The organism is Neptuniibacter sp. UBA6509 (genome assembly GCA_002435145.1).
Lineage (GTDB): Bacteria > Pseudomonadota > Gammaproteobacteria > Pseudomonadales > Balneatricaceae > Neptuniibacter.
In genome coordinates this window covers 1,990-16,349 of sequence record DJLT01000078.1, presented here as the reverse complement: position 1 = coordinate 16,349, position 14,360 = coordinate 1,990, and the positions used below count along the sequence as shown (strand labels likewise).

The 14,360-nt window shown below is 41.5% G+C and carries 13 protein-coding genes and 2 tRNA genes; 2 read left to right on the top strand and 13 right to left on the bottom strand.

The genetic code is table 11. The features are described from left to right. Positions 1 to 197 precede the first annotated feature (197 nt). The gene (locus B4K11_RS09895) at positions 198 to 884 is read left to right on the top strand and encodes a pseudouridine synthase (RefSeq protein WP_292955653.1); all 687 of its coding nucleotides are present in this window, start codon (positions 198 to 200) and stop codon (positions 882 to 884) included. Positions 885 to 918: 34 nt separating this feature from the next. On the opposite strand, the gene B4K11_RS09890 is transcribed toward B4K11_RS09895, so the two are convergent. The 7 genes from B4K11_RS09890 to dsbD form a co-directional block, all read right to left on the bottom strand. After that, positions 919 to 1,086, bottom strand: a complete 168-nt coding sequence (locus B4K11_RS09890; RefSeq protein ID WP_292955650.1) for a YqaE/Pmp3 family membrane protein — start codon at positions 1,084 to 1,086, stop codon at positions 919 to 921. A 12-nt stretch (positions 1,087 to 1,098) separates the two neighbouring features. Continuing rightward, positions 1,099 to 1,719: an endonuclease gene (locus B4K11_RS09885; RefSeq protein WP_348703119.1), complete on the bottom strand. Its 621-nt coding sequence runs from the start codon at positions 1,717 to 1,719 to the stop codon at positions 1,099 to 1,101. A gap of 339 nt (positions 1,720 to 2,058) precedes the next feature. Beyond that, on the bottom strand, positions 2,059 to 2,679 hold the full coding sequence (locus B4K11_RS09880) for a uracil-DNA glycosylase family protein (protein WP_292955647.1): 621 nt from the start codon (positions 2,677 to 2,679) through the stop codon (positions 2,059 to 2,061). After that, positions 2,663 to 3,163 carry a paraquat-inducible protein A gene (locus B4K11_RS09875; RefSeq protein ID WP_292955644.1) on the bottom strand — a complete coding sequence of 167 codons (501 nt, stop codon included), beginning with the start codon at positions 3,161 to 3,163 and terminating at the stop codon, positions 2,663 to 2,665. The genes B4K11_RS09880 and B4K11_RS09875 overlap by 17 nt, the downstream gene beginning before the upstream one ends. 105 nt (positions 3,164 to 3,268) lie before the next feature. Beyond that, positions 3,269 to 4,402, bottom strand: a complete 1,134-nt coding sequence (locus tag B4K11_RS09870) for a hypothetical protein (RefSeq protein ID WP_292955642.1) — start codon at positions 4,400 to 4,402, stop codon at positions 3,269 to 3,271. A gap of 704 nt (positions 4,403 to 5,106) precedes the next feature. Continuing rightward, a complete protein-coding gene (locus B4K11_RS09865) occupies positions 5,107 to 5,466 on the bottom strand; it encodes a hypothetical protein (RefSeq protein ID WP_292957524.1) in 360 nt (119 codons plus the stop codon). 96 nt (positions 5,467 to 5,562) lie between these two features. Continuing rightward, a complete protein-coding gene (gene dsbD, locus B4K11_RS09860) occupies positions 5,563 to 7,473 on the bottom strand; it encodes a protein-disulfide reductase DsbD (protein ID WP_292957528.1) in 1,911 nt (636 codons plus the stop codon). A 321-nt stretch (positions 7,474 to 7,794) separates the two neighbouring features. On the opposite strand from dsbD, the gene B4K11_RS09855 reads away from it, so the two are divergent. Then, positions 7,795 to 8,862, top strand: a complete 1,068-nt coding sequence (locus B4K11_RS09855) for a 3-deoxy-7-phosphoheptulonate synthase (RefSeq protein ID WP_292957531.1) — start codon at positions 7,795 to 7,797, stop codon at positions 8,860 to 8,862. A gap of 144 nt (positions 8,863 to 9,006) precedes the next feature. On the opposite strand, the gene B4K11_RS09850 is transcribed toward B4K11_RS09855, so the two are convergent. From B4K11_RS09850 to B4K11_RS09825, 6 genes are all read right to left on the bottom strand, one after another. Further along, on the bottom strand, positions 9,007 to 10,116 hold the full coding sequence (locus B4K11_RS09850; protein ID WP_292957534.1) for an Hpt domain-containing protein: 1,110 nt from the start codon (positions 10,114 to 10,116) through the stop codon (positions 9,007 to 9,009). Between the two features lie 80 nt (positions 10,117 to 10,196). Then, positions 10,197 to 11,486 (bottom strand): ATP-dependent protease ATP-binding subunit ClpX, encoded by a 1,290-nt coding sequence (clpX, locus tag B4K11_RS09845; protein WP_292957537.1) that lies wholly within the window; start codon positions 11,484 to 11,486, stop codon positions 10,197 to 10,199. A gap of 123 nt (positions 11,487 to 11,609) precedes the next feature. Beyond that, a complete protein-coding gene (gene clpP, locus B4K11_RS09840) occupies positions 11,610 to 12,236 on the bottom strand; it encodes an ATP-dependent Clp endopeptidase proteolytic subunit ClpP (protein WP_292957540.1) in 627 nt (208 codons plus the stop codon). 246 nt (positions 12,237 to 12,482) lie between these two features. Then, a complete protein-coding gene (tig, locus tag B4K11_RS09835; RefSeq protein WP_292957543.1) occupies positions 12,483 to 13,796 on the bottom strand; it encodes a trigger factor in 1,314 nt (437 codons plus the stop codon). A gap of 331 nt (positions 13,797 to 14,127) precedes the next feature. Beyond that, positions 14,128 to 14,212, bottom strand: a tRNA-Leu gene (locus B4K11_RS09830). 63 nt (positions 14,213 to 14,275) lie between these two features. Next, positions 14,276 to 14,360, bottom strand: a tRNA-Leu gene (locus B4K11_RS09825).

The window sequence follows — 14,360 nt, the reverse complement described above, 5'->3', positions numbered from 1 at the left end:
AATGAGCTGAATCCTTCCATGAGTCACTCAGATACCTAAAGACCACTCAATAGATCATACATGCCATTTTTATCTCCCTGAATAGCCAACCGTTGTGTAGAATAACGATACTAATTCTTCGATAAGAAAAGGTATCTTACGATTGTTGAATCGTAAGTCTTTTTACTAATTAACATTCATTACACAAGTATTTATTCATGCCTAATTGCCTGCTGTTTAATAAACCGTTTCAAGTTCTAACCCAGTTCACAACGGACGGTGATAAAAAAACTCTGGCTGAATATATTGAGAAGCCTGACTTTTATGCTGCCGGTCGCTTAGATTACGATTCTGAAGGGTTATTAATCCTTACGGATAACGGAGCCCTTCAACACCAATTAGCCAACCCTAAATTCAAGCTTGAAAAAACCTATTGGGCCCAAGTGGAAGGCGAAGTTACAGACGAAGCCCTAAAATCGCTAACTGAAGGTGTGGAATTAAAAGATGGACTGACTCAACCCGCTTCTGCAAAGCGTATTGATGAACCATCTTTATGGAAGCGCGAACCACCTATAAGGGAAAGGAAGAATAAGCCCACCAGCTGGATTGAGTTAAAGATTACTGAGGGAAAGAACAGGCAAGTCCGAAGAATGACCGCTGCGGTCGGTTTTCCAACCCTAAGACTCATCCGCTATGCCATAGGCGAATATTGCTTAGACGCTCTTCAACCTGGGCAGCACAGAGAAGAAAACATAGAGCTTAAAATAGAATCAACTAGCTCCGGTCAAACAAGAGTAGGCAGAAATAAAAGATCAGCTGTTAATGGCAATCGACACAAACACGTTAATAACAAGAACTCCAATGGAGTTAAGCGCGGCCAAAAACGTCATAAAAAAGCCACGTAAATCCGTGGCTTTAATTCGTGCTTACACCTTAAAACTAGCTTTTCTTGTTGGTAGCCACCAACCACACCGCATGTAAAATGCCTGGTAACCAGCCTAGAAGGCACAATACAATATTAATCACTAGGTGCTTCGTCACACCCACTTGCAAAAAAGCACCTAAGGGCGGTAGTAGAATCGCAAGTATCAAATTTACAATATTCATTAAGCTATCCTATTAATCGATTTTAAGTTTAGATTTAATTATTTGTAACCAAGATATATTCACTTGTTCTGCTTTATCAGTGACCAGACCTGCTGGCTTAACGCTGTTCTCAGCAAGGGTGAGAGCATTCTCTACATAGGGATTACCGTTACCTTGAATCTCTTTAATCGAACGATTACGCTCAATCTCCCATGCATCAACAGGATCAAGCTTATTCCAAGCATTGAGCAACTGCGTTTGCTGCTTACTTAGATTAAGCCCATATCTATCTCGCATATAAAAATAGGTACGTGCAATATCTCCCCTAACGGCATCAGTAGGCTCAACCTTTCTCGCTTTAAAGTCTACTTCCATATCACAGGCGCCATAAACTCTAGGCTCTCCCGCAAGTTGAGTAAAGCTGTAGTTAGATCGATCACCATTCACTTCGCCAATAGCTGGCACAAGGTTGTGCATGTCAGATTCCATTTTTTTAAACTGTGGAATCTTTCCGCAGGCTTTACGTCCACCCTGCTGCCAACACTGCATCTGGTGACCAAAAGCCCATGCGGGCATAACGTGCTCCCACTCTATGCGGCTGGCTCTATTCGCATTTTTACGTGGTTTATAACCGCAACTTTTAAGGTCTGGCACAAGTTTCTTTTCTTTTAATGCATAGTCACAACCGCAATAAAATGAAGACTGTTGTTTTTCATAAACCCCTGTTAAAAGCTTTTAGCTTTACTGAAAGATGAAGGGTGTTCTGCAACAGCAAAACTAGGAATAAAGAAAACTAAAAAGAGGTATTTTTCAGATCGCTTATAAAATGTTTTTTTGAAGAAAGAAGTAAGGTTGAAGCAACGGAGATTAAGAGACATCGGAGTTCCATATAGAAAGCATCCGTTGCCATCATTTTTATGCGTCCTGCAAAATTTCTTTGTATTCTAATCAGTTATAGTTAAACCTAAACTGAACCAATCATCTATATCAGATTCATTTTTGAGAAAGAAGACTATCCATTCCAGCAATAAAATCTCGCTTACCCCCATAAGATGGATGTCTGATATAACGGATCTCAGACTCTGGCAATACGCGTTGTGCACATGCAGTGCCTGCCCGCCCTAATCCAGCCACAACACTCGGATTAAAAGCTTTAACTAATTCAGTCAGATAGAACGCCCCCTCTTTAATTTCTGCAACAGAAGGCCCACGGTTCTTTTTCTGAATCCGTGATGGGTGCGGATGAAATGGAAATGCATTCCAGAACAGCGGGATCACCGGCTTATCAGAAAGGTAGCGCCATACAACTGATGCTGTATTTTCAGCGGTTAACGTATCTGGATTAAGACTAAGCTTAGGGGCGATCTCTTTTAAGAAGGGATGATCAATTTCGCCATACAATTTGCCACTTGAAAAAGGCACACCGGTCAAACGCCCACCTTTATAACCAGGTGCCTCACCGACTAACATTATCCGTGGACCTTCTAATGCGAACATCTGCTCTAGATAGACCTTGAGATTATCTAGATTCTCACTTTGGCGATAAGGATTAAATACGGTTAAAGAATTCTTTCTCTTTGCTAGAGCTAGGTAAAATTCATCCAGTGTAGACATCAAACAACTTCGTCACTTTGTGAGTTAAATACATAATTAGAATAACCGCCGCGGCAAAAACATATAATCCCCAGTGAACTTCGATTGAGGCAACCGCTCCGAGTTTAACAGTCATAATCAGCACTGCGACAACAAATACATCTAACATAGCCCAACGCCCATATTCATGCATTAAGCTTAGAAAACGTTTATGTTTTATCGTTTCGCCAAGTTTGGAAAAGCTTACTCGAAAAAGAAATGCGATTTTAGCCACCGGTAAAACCAGACTGAAAACAGCAACCACTAGCGCAATTAAGAACTGCCCTTCTTGAAATAAACTGGAAATTCCACCCACAATTGAAAACGAATTTTCAAAGAAATAAAATTTACTCATTGTTAACATCGGTGCAAATAAACCTATAACAAAAAGCACGGCAGAAACCACCAGTAAAACACGTATAAGGATGATGTCACTTTTCACTTTTTGATGTTCCATATCCTGCATTCTATATCCAACATTTCATATCAAAAACAGCCACATGATAAGCAAAAAGCACATTATACCCGAAACAAACTAAGGGGGCTGAAGTGCGCCCCCTTAGTTATCTTACTAAACAACCATATCAACTTGCTGCACAGTACCTACATCCCCGGATTCAGTTAAATAGAAACCGCTAGAACGGACCTGACCATTGTGCTGATTATCTTCACCTTTAAGATCAAAAGGCGTTTCAGTTGATCCTAAATAGATCGCCCCAACACCCGCCTCAGCTAAGGTTTGCAGAGAGTCTTCGTCTACAGTTTTATTCCAGATAAGCAGATCATCAAAAACCGAATCCGCCTCATCAATATAATTATTACCATCTTCATCATACTGAGCTAAGTCTGCAAAACCATTGCCGCTCAAAGCACCAAACAGTTCGGTACCATCATTGATCACACCATCTTGATTGTTATCAATTGCGAGCATTCCACCACTGCCCGATAAATAACTGATAAGCTCCTGATCGCCATCTGCGTCTAGATCAAATTCAAACTTTTCATCAGACAAATCAGCATAATTGCCTTCAAAATTAATGATCAGAGGGTCTGTAAATTCAACTGTTTTGGTCATTTCAAATTCACGGGTTGCCGAATAACTGCGCTCCATCTCAAGGTTTAGACCAAACTCAATCTCTTGGCCATCCGCAGTCGTTACTTTGCCACAACTGGAAAAGCTAGAGCATTCATACTCTTCAATGGTTTCTGTGACTTTAAAAGACATTTCAAGCCTAATAGGCTCCAACTGAACAGGTACAGCACCTGTACCTAACGCAGCCCCTTTTGTAGCATCAGCTCCTGCAGTGTAATTTTGATCAGGAATTTGGACCGGTGCCGCTGCATCACGCTGCCTGTATTTAGGATTGATCGCATTGATTAGGCTCTCAAATAATCTCTGCTTTGTGGCTTCACGGCTTTGATTAACCTGAACCCTCTCCTCAGAGGTCCTAAATTGAAGCCCGTTTTCAGTCATAACCAAAATAGAATTACTAGATTGGTCTGCATTATCGGCAACAGGCTGAGCTAATCCGGTCATTGATGAAAAAGATATTGCTTTGCTTCTTTCAAAAAGTGCCTGCGACTCTTCCAGCTGTGCAAAGAAATTAAAACCAGGTGTACTTATATCAATTGATTTACTAAGCGTACTTTGCTCTTTTTTCTCATGTTCAGAACTCATCTGCACGTTACTTGTTTGAATAATCATTATTCTCTCCATAGTATTCAGTACAGTTTTTTTAGCGTGCAAAAACCTGTGCCATTTATCTGTAAATGACATTTTTATTTTTTTGCAGACGTAAAAAACCAGTTCTTGTCTAAGACAAAAACAAAAAAGAAAGTTAATTACTGTGCGGAAATCGATTGCCACCGACTACTTACTGACGTGACACAAATTGCCACGATATGAGCACGCAGTCTTAGCCTCACCTTTTTGAAAACAAAGATGAAACGATGCGTTAAAAGCTATCCGCTATTGAGTTAGGTAATTCGATTAATCGTCCCGATAGGCCACCTCACTTGACGTAGAAGCACGCGTGTCGATGATATTTTAAAAAACAATAGCCCTGAGAAACCCGATCTAACATCGGGAAACTCAGTTCATTTAGTTTCCGCTCACCAAAAAACACGTGAAAACAAATAAATAGGTAATATGAGTTTCAGCAAGAAATGGGCCTAAAAAGCCATTTAGAAATTCGGCAAGCAGAATCATTCACAATGGATTAGGAATGACAGCGATATTCTATGGTCAAGATTAAAAGGCACTGCCAATAAACGAACTGATCATTAAAGACATTGATCATTCAAAGGATTGATAATCCAAAGGACATTAAGAAAAAGGAGTTAAGAAAGAGGCATTAAAAAAGCCGCATAAGCGGCTTTAGATGATTAACGTCAGAAAATTGGAAGGGCTTACTTTTCGAATTTATAAAACTCAGTATTTAAGTAACTGGCGACATCGGCCACGTCTTCTGGAAACCAGCCCACATCTAAATTTGTATTACACCCTTCTACAAATGCTTCCAACTTAGCATAGGTAGTTACCTTTCTAGACTCGCTTGTATATAGAGATGACTCATGACAGGTTTCACAATTAGCATCCGTATAAACCTCACCTCGAATCGTACGCTCAATCTCTACTTCATGATAAAGCGCCTTTCCATTTTCAGCATCGCCTGCGATAACGGTTTGTACTGGCATTACAATAAGCGAGGCTGCCGCAAATACAGTTAAACCCGCCTGTCGAACTACATTCCTTGGTTTATTCAGCATGTTGATGGCCCTAGATTTTTTATCATTATTATTACCTAATTCCATGACGTATTAATCAGCATTTATTAAGTTGTTAACACTGACGTATACTTTAAATTAGATACTACTTATATGATTAACAAAATCTTGAGGGCCGACAACCCCTATTAAAGTCTTATTTGACAACATTTCACCTGCAGCATTATAGAAAATGAGCGCAGGGGGGCCAATTAGGTTATACGAACGATTCAGCTCTTTAGCAGGACCATCATTCTTAGTGACATCAACTTTTATCACCTTAAAGCGATCTAACGATCTTTGTACCGTCGCATCCGCAAATGTAAAAACTTCAAGCTCGATACAAGACACACACCAATCAGCATAAAAATCTAACATCACCGGTTGATTATTGGCTTTTGCCTCATCTAGTTGGCTCTGTAGCTGCTCCGGGGTAGTAACATTGATAAATGCTAGTTTTTGCGTAGACGCATTACTTCCTGATCCTGCAAACGCTTTCAGAGGATAGATGACACTATTACCGCCAGCCAAAGCCCCCGCCATTAACGCGATAGCATAGAGCAATACAACAATGCCTAAGCCCTTTGCGATATGCGTAGCAGGCTTAGCTTTATCTGCATTGGAGAGGACACCCATATATACAGCCGAAACGATTAACACTAATGCGGTTAACCACATAGTCACGACTGTAGGTACGATTCTATCTAACATCCAGATAGCCAATAAGAGGAGCAGCACACCAAATACAGCCTTTACCTTACCCATCCAAAGCCCTGCATGGGGTAAAAGCTTACCGGCGGAAGTACCCACTAGAATAAGAGGAACCCCCATACCTAAGCTCATACTAAACAGCGCACTACCTCCAAGAACAGGATCGCCTGTTTGTCCGATATAGATCAGCGCACCCGCTAAAGGTGCAGCCATGCAAGGGCCAACAATCAATGCCGACAAAAAACCCATAATAGCAACGCCCGCAACAGTACCACCTTCTTGACTGTTACTTGCCTTACTGAGTCTAGTTTGAATGCTATTTGGTAACTGTAGTTCATAAAAACCAAACATCGAAAGAGAAAGCAGGACAAAAACAAAACTGAAAGAACCAATAATCCAAGGATTTTGAAACAGCGCTTGCAAGTTCTCACCAAACAAACCAGCAAAGATCCCGGCCAGAGTGTATGTAATGGAAACAGCCAACACATAGACAACAGATAGAAACAGTCCTTTCCCTGCCGTAACCTTACGTCCCTGCCCTGCAATAATACTCGATAGAATCGGGATCATAGGGAAGACACAAGGCGTAAACGACAAGGCTAATCCGGCTATAAAAAAGGCTCCTAAGATAACAAACAAATTGCCCTGACCGATCATTTGAGCAAACTGATCCTGTTCACTCAGAGACACGGGACCAGCAGACTCGTTCGATTCTGTCCCCATTGAGTCATCCCCAGCAGCATTGACTTCAGCAACATCGCCCTCAGCGTAGACCTTGATCGGTTCTAGGGTTTCGGTAGATGAGGACGGAGCATCTGAAAGATCATTCTTAGTAATTCCAGCTACTTTTATCTCTTTAGTTACTGGGGGGTAGCAAATACCACCCTCCCAGCAACCTTGATAGGTAACAATTAGCGTATCATCAATAACGTCTTCATTTGCGCTCGCCAAATCGTAACTAATATCTGCACGATTGTGATAAACCCAAACCTGACCAAATAAAGGATCCTCTTTCTGCTCAGCCGGGCTATTAACGCGATTAGATATGAGTGTCTTATCCGTACCTTTTAGTTCTATCCTATCGCGGTAAAGATAATAATCATCCGGGATATCCCAGTATAAATTTAAACGATTCCCATCTTGAAGCTGACCGAATACAAAGGCCTCTTCTACTTGTAGAGGGCCATCATCGGCATAAGGACTTTTATCAAATAAGCCTGCGGTGGCTGGTTGAACAGACACAAACAGTGCTAAAAAAAGAAGATGCTGCCATGTGGATCGTTTTAAAAAATCAAACACTGATAAATCCTATAGTCACTCTATTTCAATCTCAATCATACATTGACCATTAAATAGCGATTGAGTTCTATGCAACGCACTGAATAAAGAGGAAAAAGTTAAAACATAAGTGTATCACGCCAAACATTCTCTACATATCAGCCTATTATCCCGTAAAAGATCAATTGTTAGTGAAATTGATGCAGAATAGAACGTCTGCATACTTATAACCTCAGTTGGATTGTGGTAAAAAAGGCCACACATTGACAAAGAGTTAAGAAAGCTTAATAAGTCTGACACTTAATTACGGACAAAAGGCTCTCTCTAGCAGGAAAAGTGATAATGACCGATACACGCGTTGACGATTTAAATATTCAATCAAATACCGTCCTAATCTCTCCGGACGATTTAAAAGCAGAGATGCCGATTTCTGAGAAAGCGGCTGCCGCAGTACTAGAAGGTCGATCTGTTATTCGTGACATTTTAGATCGAAAAGACCCTCGTTTATTTGTAGTTGTGGGCCCTTGCTCTATCCATGATCCAGAAGCAGCAATTGAGTATGGTAAAAAACTCGTTGCACTTCAGGAACAGGTTAAAGATTCTTTATATCTAGTCATGCGCGTTTATTTTGAAAAACCACGTACGACAGTTGGCTGGAAAGGCTTAATTAACGATCCTCATCTAAATGACTCATTTGAGATTGAAGAAGGCCTTCACATTGCGCGCAAACTCCTTTTAGATCTTTCTGAAATGGGCCTACCGCTTGCTACTGAAGCCCTAGACCCTATTTCTCCACAGTATATGCAAGATCTAATTGCTTGGTCTGCTATTGGTGCACGTACAACTGAGTCACAAACACACCGTGAAATGTCTTCCGGTTTATCTTGTGCTGTTGGCTTTAAAAACGGTACAGACGGTGGCTTAAGCGTAGCGACTAACGCCCTTAAATCAGTCAGCGCACCACATCGTTTCTTAGGTATTAACGCTGAAGGCCAGGTTTCCATTGTTCATACGAAAGGCAACCCATACGGTCACGTTGTTCTTCGTGGCGGCGGCGGTAAGCCTAACTATGATTCAGTGAATGTTGCTTTATGCGAACAAGCGCTTGATAAAGCAGGATTGGCTAACAATGTAATGATCGATTGCAGCCATGAAAACTCTAATAAAGATCCAGCTATTCAGCCTTTAGTTGCTGACAATGCTGCAAATCAGATCCTTGAAGGCAACAAGTCTATTGTTGGCTTAATGATCGAAAGTAATCTGGGCTGGGGCAACCAATCTATCCCTGAGGACCTTTCTGAGCTTGCTTACGGCGTTTCTGTAACAGATGGATGTATAGACTGGGATGCAACTGAAAAATGCCTAGTGGAAATGAATGAGAAGCTTAAAACGGTTTTACCAAACCGATAAACTCTCTCAGACACAAAAAATGCGCATCAGGAAACTGTATGCGCATTTTTTTGGTTCTATTTTCAGTATTTCAACTAACACTAGATATCAAACATCAGGTTCAACACAATAGCTTACTAACATTGCAGCTAATGAATTAAAAGCTTAAAAGGTTACAGCTAATAAATCATTACGTACCAACTGATTAAAAACCTCCACCACTTGTGGCGAAAAGCGGTACCCTTTTTCACTGTTGATACGGCTTAAAGATTTTGAAACCGCTATTTTCGTCCTATTGTCTTTACTGAGCTTATAAAAACTCTGCCGGTAGAAACGAATAAGCGATAGAATCATTGCACCACTGCCTATTTGATCTTTTTCCAAGCCTATCAGCCCTTGCCCGTCATAACGCTCAAAACTCTGCTGTATCATTTCGGCAGCTTCAAGCCAGCGATCCCCCAAGCGTAAAAAGCCTGCTGAAAGTTCTAACTGCTGCTGTACTTTTTCACGCTCCCAACGCTGTGAGTTTGGAGTAACATCAAAAACAGGAGAAGAGATAAAACGCGCGCCAAGGATTTGAAAATGAAAAGCTGCGCTAAGCTGCCCTTCATCAACCGGCAATGGCATATGCTGATTAACGGTTAAGCAAAGCTCAAGCAGCTTATCCCGGTTACCCTGAAGCTGTATTGATTTAGCCTGGGTGAGAAGCGAGATCTCACGCATAAATTCAAGCTCATCAAAGCTACCCCGTAGCGCCTGCTTTTCTAGACGCACCAACACTTTATCGCTTAGATCATCGCTACTGGACAATATGCCTGAAAAACTATCGAGAGTTTTCTGAATAACTGAGTCACGTGAACTCATTGGGGCTTCATAAACTTGCGCAACCCCTTCTAACAGAACCTGCGTACCTTTTAGGGAAAGTGATCCACCCGAGATAACCGACGCAATCAATTGCTCCAATCGAGCAAATACAAACGTCATAAATTCACCTTGGGCAGGCGTATAAAGGCAGTCTCCTTTTCTAAGCTGATGCACTATATCTTCAAGTTTGTGACAAACATCAGCAATCGGATCAAGGAACACCATATGACAATTACCTTTAACCGAATGAACTGCACGGAACATCTCATTAATGGTTTCGGTATCGTAGCGACAATTAAGTGTTGTAAAACAATTATCCAACTCGTCCATCGCTTCTTTAAAACTGGTATAGAACTCAGTTTTCAATTCATCACTTAAGCTTTGAAAGGAACTATCGCTGCTTTCGGTCATTTAACACCACTGCAAATTATAAACGGGCATAAAAAAAGGATAGCAGAGCTATCCTTTTAAAAGAATCACTAAATTAGTAATCAGTCTTCAGGCATCGCTTTCGCTTGCTCAGCATTCTCATAAATCAAAATCGGGTCATTATCACCTTCGATAACACCTTCATCGATTACAACCTTGCTAACATTCTCCATAGATGGCAGCTGATACATAATATCCAGCAAAGTCGCCTCCAAGATAGAACGCAAACCACGTGCTCCGGTTTTACGCTCTAGGGCTTTCTTAGCAATAGCATCCAAAGCTGTGTCACGGAAATCAACCTCAGCACCTTCCATGTCAAACAGAGCAGCATACTGTTTAGTTAAGCTATTCTTTGGCTCAGTTAGGATCTGAATCAACGCTTGCTCATCTAGTTCACCTAGCGTAGCAATCATAGGTAGACGACCAACGAATTCAGGGATTAGGCCATATTTAACCAGATCCTCTGCTTCCAGCTCTAATAGGCTATCAGAAACAGTTTTCTCTTCATCTTTGCCTTTAACAATTGCGCTAAAACCGATAGAACCTTTCTCAGAACGATCACGGATGATCTGCTCTAAGCCAGCAAATGCACCACCACAAATAAACAGGATATTGGAGGTATCTACCTGCAAAAACTCCTGCTGTGGATGCTTACGACCGCCCTGAGGCGGAACAGATGCCACTGTTCCCTCAATCAATTTCAATAGTGCTTGCTGTACGCCTTCACCAGAAACATCACGAGTGATAGATGGGTTATCCGACTTACGTGAGATTTTATCAATCTCATCGATATAGACGATACCTAGCTGTGCTTTTTCAACATCATACTCGCACTTCTGAAGAAGCTTCTGAATGATATTTTCTACATCTTCACCAACATAACCGGCTTCAGTTAATGTTGTTGCATCAGCGATAGTGAAAGGCACATTTAACAAACGCGCTAAGGTTTGAGCAAGCAAGGTTTTACCACTACCGGTAGGACCGATAAGTAGAATATTACTTTTACCCAACTCAACGTCTGTTTTGTTGTCTTTCTGAAAACGTAAACGCTTGTAGTGATTGTAAACCGCAACAGCTAATACTTTCTTGGCCCTTTCCTGACCAATTACATATTCATCCAACGCAGCGCTAAGCTCTTCTGGCGTTGGTAGATGATCGCTCTCTTCCTGAGGCTCAGCATCCTGTATCTCTTCACGAATGATATCATTACAAAGATCAACACATTCGTCACAGATAAAAACTGAAGGACCTGCGATTAGCTTGCGTACTTCATCCTGACTTTTACCGCAGAACGAGCAGTACAGTAGCTTACCGCTATCATCACCGTCTTTACCTTTGATTTCGTCGGTCATTCGACTTCCTCGTTATTCTATTTCGGACTCATACTCAATATTGTTGTAACCGCTTCGACTTTCAACCCTAGTTTGAAAAAAGAAACTGAGCTATCTGAGTATAGTAACAATTTTAGCGCTTAATCAGTCCGTGTTGCGACGATCTAATACTTCATCAATCAAACCGTAATCTTTAGCAGCGTACGGATCCATGAAGTTGTCTCTATCGGTATCACGAGCAATTGTCTCTAGATCTTGCCCCGTATGTTCAGCCAATAATGTATTTAGCTTATTACGAATACTAAGAATCTCTTTAGTGTGTATCTCAATATCAGTTGCCTGACCTTGATAACCACCTAACGGCTGATGAATCATGACTCGTGAATTAGGCAATGCAAAACGCTTACCTTTTGCACCACCTGCAAGCAGGAATGCACCCATACTTGCAGCTTGCCCCATACACATCGTACTAACATCGGGCTTAATAAACTGCATTGTGTCGTAAATAGACATACCTGCTGTGACAGAACCACCTGGTGAATTGATATAAAGGTGGATGTCTTTATCAGGGTTTTCCGCTTCTAAGAACAGTAACTGAGCAACTACTAAGTTTGCCATATGATCTTCTACTGGACCTACCAGGAAAATCACTCGCTCTTTTAAAAGACGGGAATAGATATCATAGGCCCGTTCACCACGTGCAGATTGTTCAACAACCATAGGAACAAGACTGCTTAGGATATCAGTGCCACCCTTTCCAAAATCCGTCATTTATCACTCCTTAAACGGAAAAAATTAAACCAAGTTCTGGATAATACTACGTTAACTAGACCTAAGAAACCGGTCTTGCCATGTTAAGTTGACTGATCCAAGGTATAGATCACCAATATATTAGGCATTACTAGAACTTGCGAGTAAAAAATCTATTATTAGCCCTCAAAACCTGAAAAAAAAACGACAGCCGCATAGCGTACTGTCGTTTTTTTCAAGTGCTAGCTAGAGCTTAAGAATAATATCTTATGCTGCTGGCTGCTCTTGCTTGATTGCTTCTTCGTAGCTAACTTCAACTTCAGCTACTTTTGCAGTCTCAAGAAGAAGATCAACAACCTGCTCTTCTAGAACTAGACCTTTAATCTGACCTAGCATCTCTTCGTTACCCATGTACCAATCGATAACTTGCTGAGGATCCTGGTAAGTTTCAGCCATCTCTTCAAGCGTAGAAGTAACACGAGCATCGTCTGCTTCTAGTTCATTAACCTTGATAACTTCCTGCATTAACAAACCAATTTTAACGCGACGATCAGCTTGGTCTGTAAACATCTCTTTTGGAAGAGCGTTTGGATCCATATCAGAATCAGGACCAGCAAACTGCATTACAGCTTGACGACGAAGGTTATCGATTTCGCTATCAATTAAAGCAGTTGGAACTTCAATGCCATTCACTTCAAGTAGCTGAGAGAAAACCTGATCTTTAAGCTTCATTTTAAGCGACTGATTAAGTTCGCGAGTCATGTTTTTGCTTACTTCAGCCCGGAATGCTTCTTCAGTCTTCTCTTCAAGACCGAATTTAGCGAAGAACTCTTCGTTCAGTTCAGCAAGAACCTGCTCAGAAACAGTTGCAACTGTTACTTTAAATACAGCATCTTTACCCTGCAGGTTTTCAGCTTGGTAAGTTTCTGGGAACGTTACGTTCAGCTCAACTTCAGCGCCAGCTTTAGCACCTACTAGACCAGACTCAAAACCAGGAATCATTGTGTTAGAACCCAACACTAGATCCATGCCTTCGCCTTTACCACCATCAAACGCTTCGCCATCAACGAAACCTTCGAAATTGATATTTAGACGATCACCGTCTGCAGCTTCACGCTCAACTTCAGTCCAGTCAGCTTGCTGCTTACGTAATGTTTCAATCATCTGATCAAGATCAGCTTCTTTAACTTCAGCACTTTTCTTCTCGATCTCAACGCCAGAGAAGTCAGCTAGTTCGATAGTTGGGTACACTTCAAATTTAGCTGTGTACTCAAGGCTTTCACCTTCAACATCTTTAGTGAAATCAATTGCAGGAGTGCCCGCTGGGTTAATCTCTTCCTGCTGAAGAGCTTGGTAGAAGCTTTCTTGTACTACCTGACCCAAAACTTCTTCACGAATACCTTTACCGTAACGCTGCTTAACAACTTTTACAGGTACTTTACCCGGACGGAAACCATCGATTTTTGCTGTACGTGCTGTCTGCTGGATGCGTTTGTTTACATCCTGATCGATGCGCTCTGCTGGGACGGAGATCGTCATCAGGCGCTCTAGGCCAGAAGTCGTTTCAACGGAAACTTGCATGTAATGCCTCACAAATGAAAAATGCTTGTATCAATAATCTTCAACAGACCGACGAAAACCTAGCGCCGATTGATCTGCACAGTACTCGGCTATTCCGAGCAAAATCAAAGCGCGAAATTTTCCGGTAACCGGCCCAATTAGTCAAGTTTGCAAGCAAAATAATTTAAATAAATAGATATAGAACAAAGAACACAACAGAAAGAGATCAATTTAGGCATAAAACCAAGAAAGGAATTCGGTTATCAAGCGCCAAATACTAGCGTTGTGAAGCTGGAGATCATTCAGATAAGAAACAGGTAATAAGGGAATATATTGCTTGAGGAAAGAAAAATGGTGCGGACGGAGAGACTCGAACTCTCACACCTTGCGGCACCAGAACCTAAATCTGGCGTGTCTACCAATTCCACCACGTCCGCGCACTGTATTTTCTTGTTTCGAACTATGTCGAAGATATTACTAAAAGCTTTAAGCATCGTAAATGGTGCGGACGGAGAGACTCGAACTCTCACACCTTGCGGCACCAGAACCTAAATCTGGCGTGTCTACCAATTCCACCACGTCCGC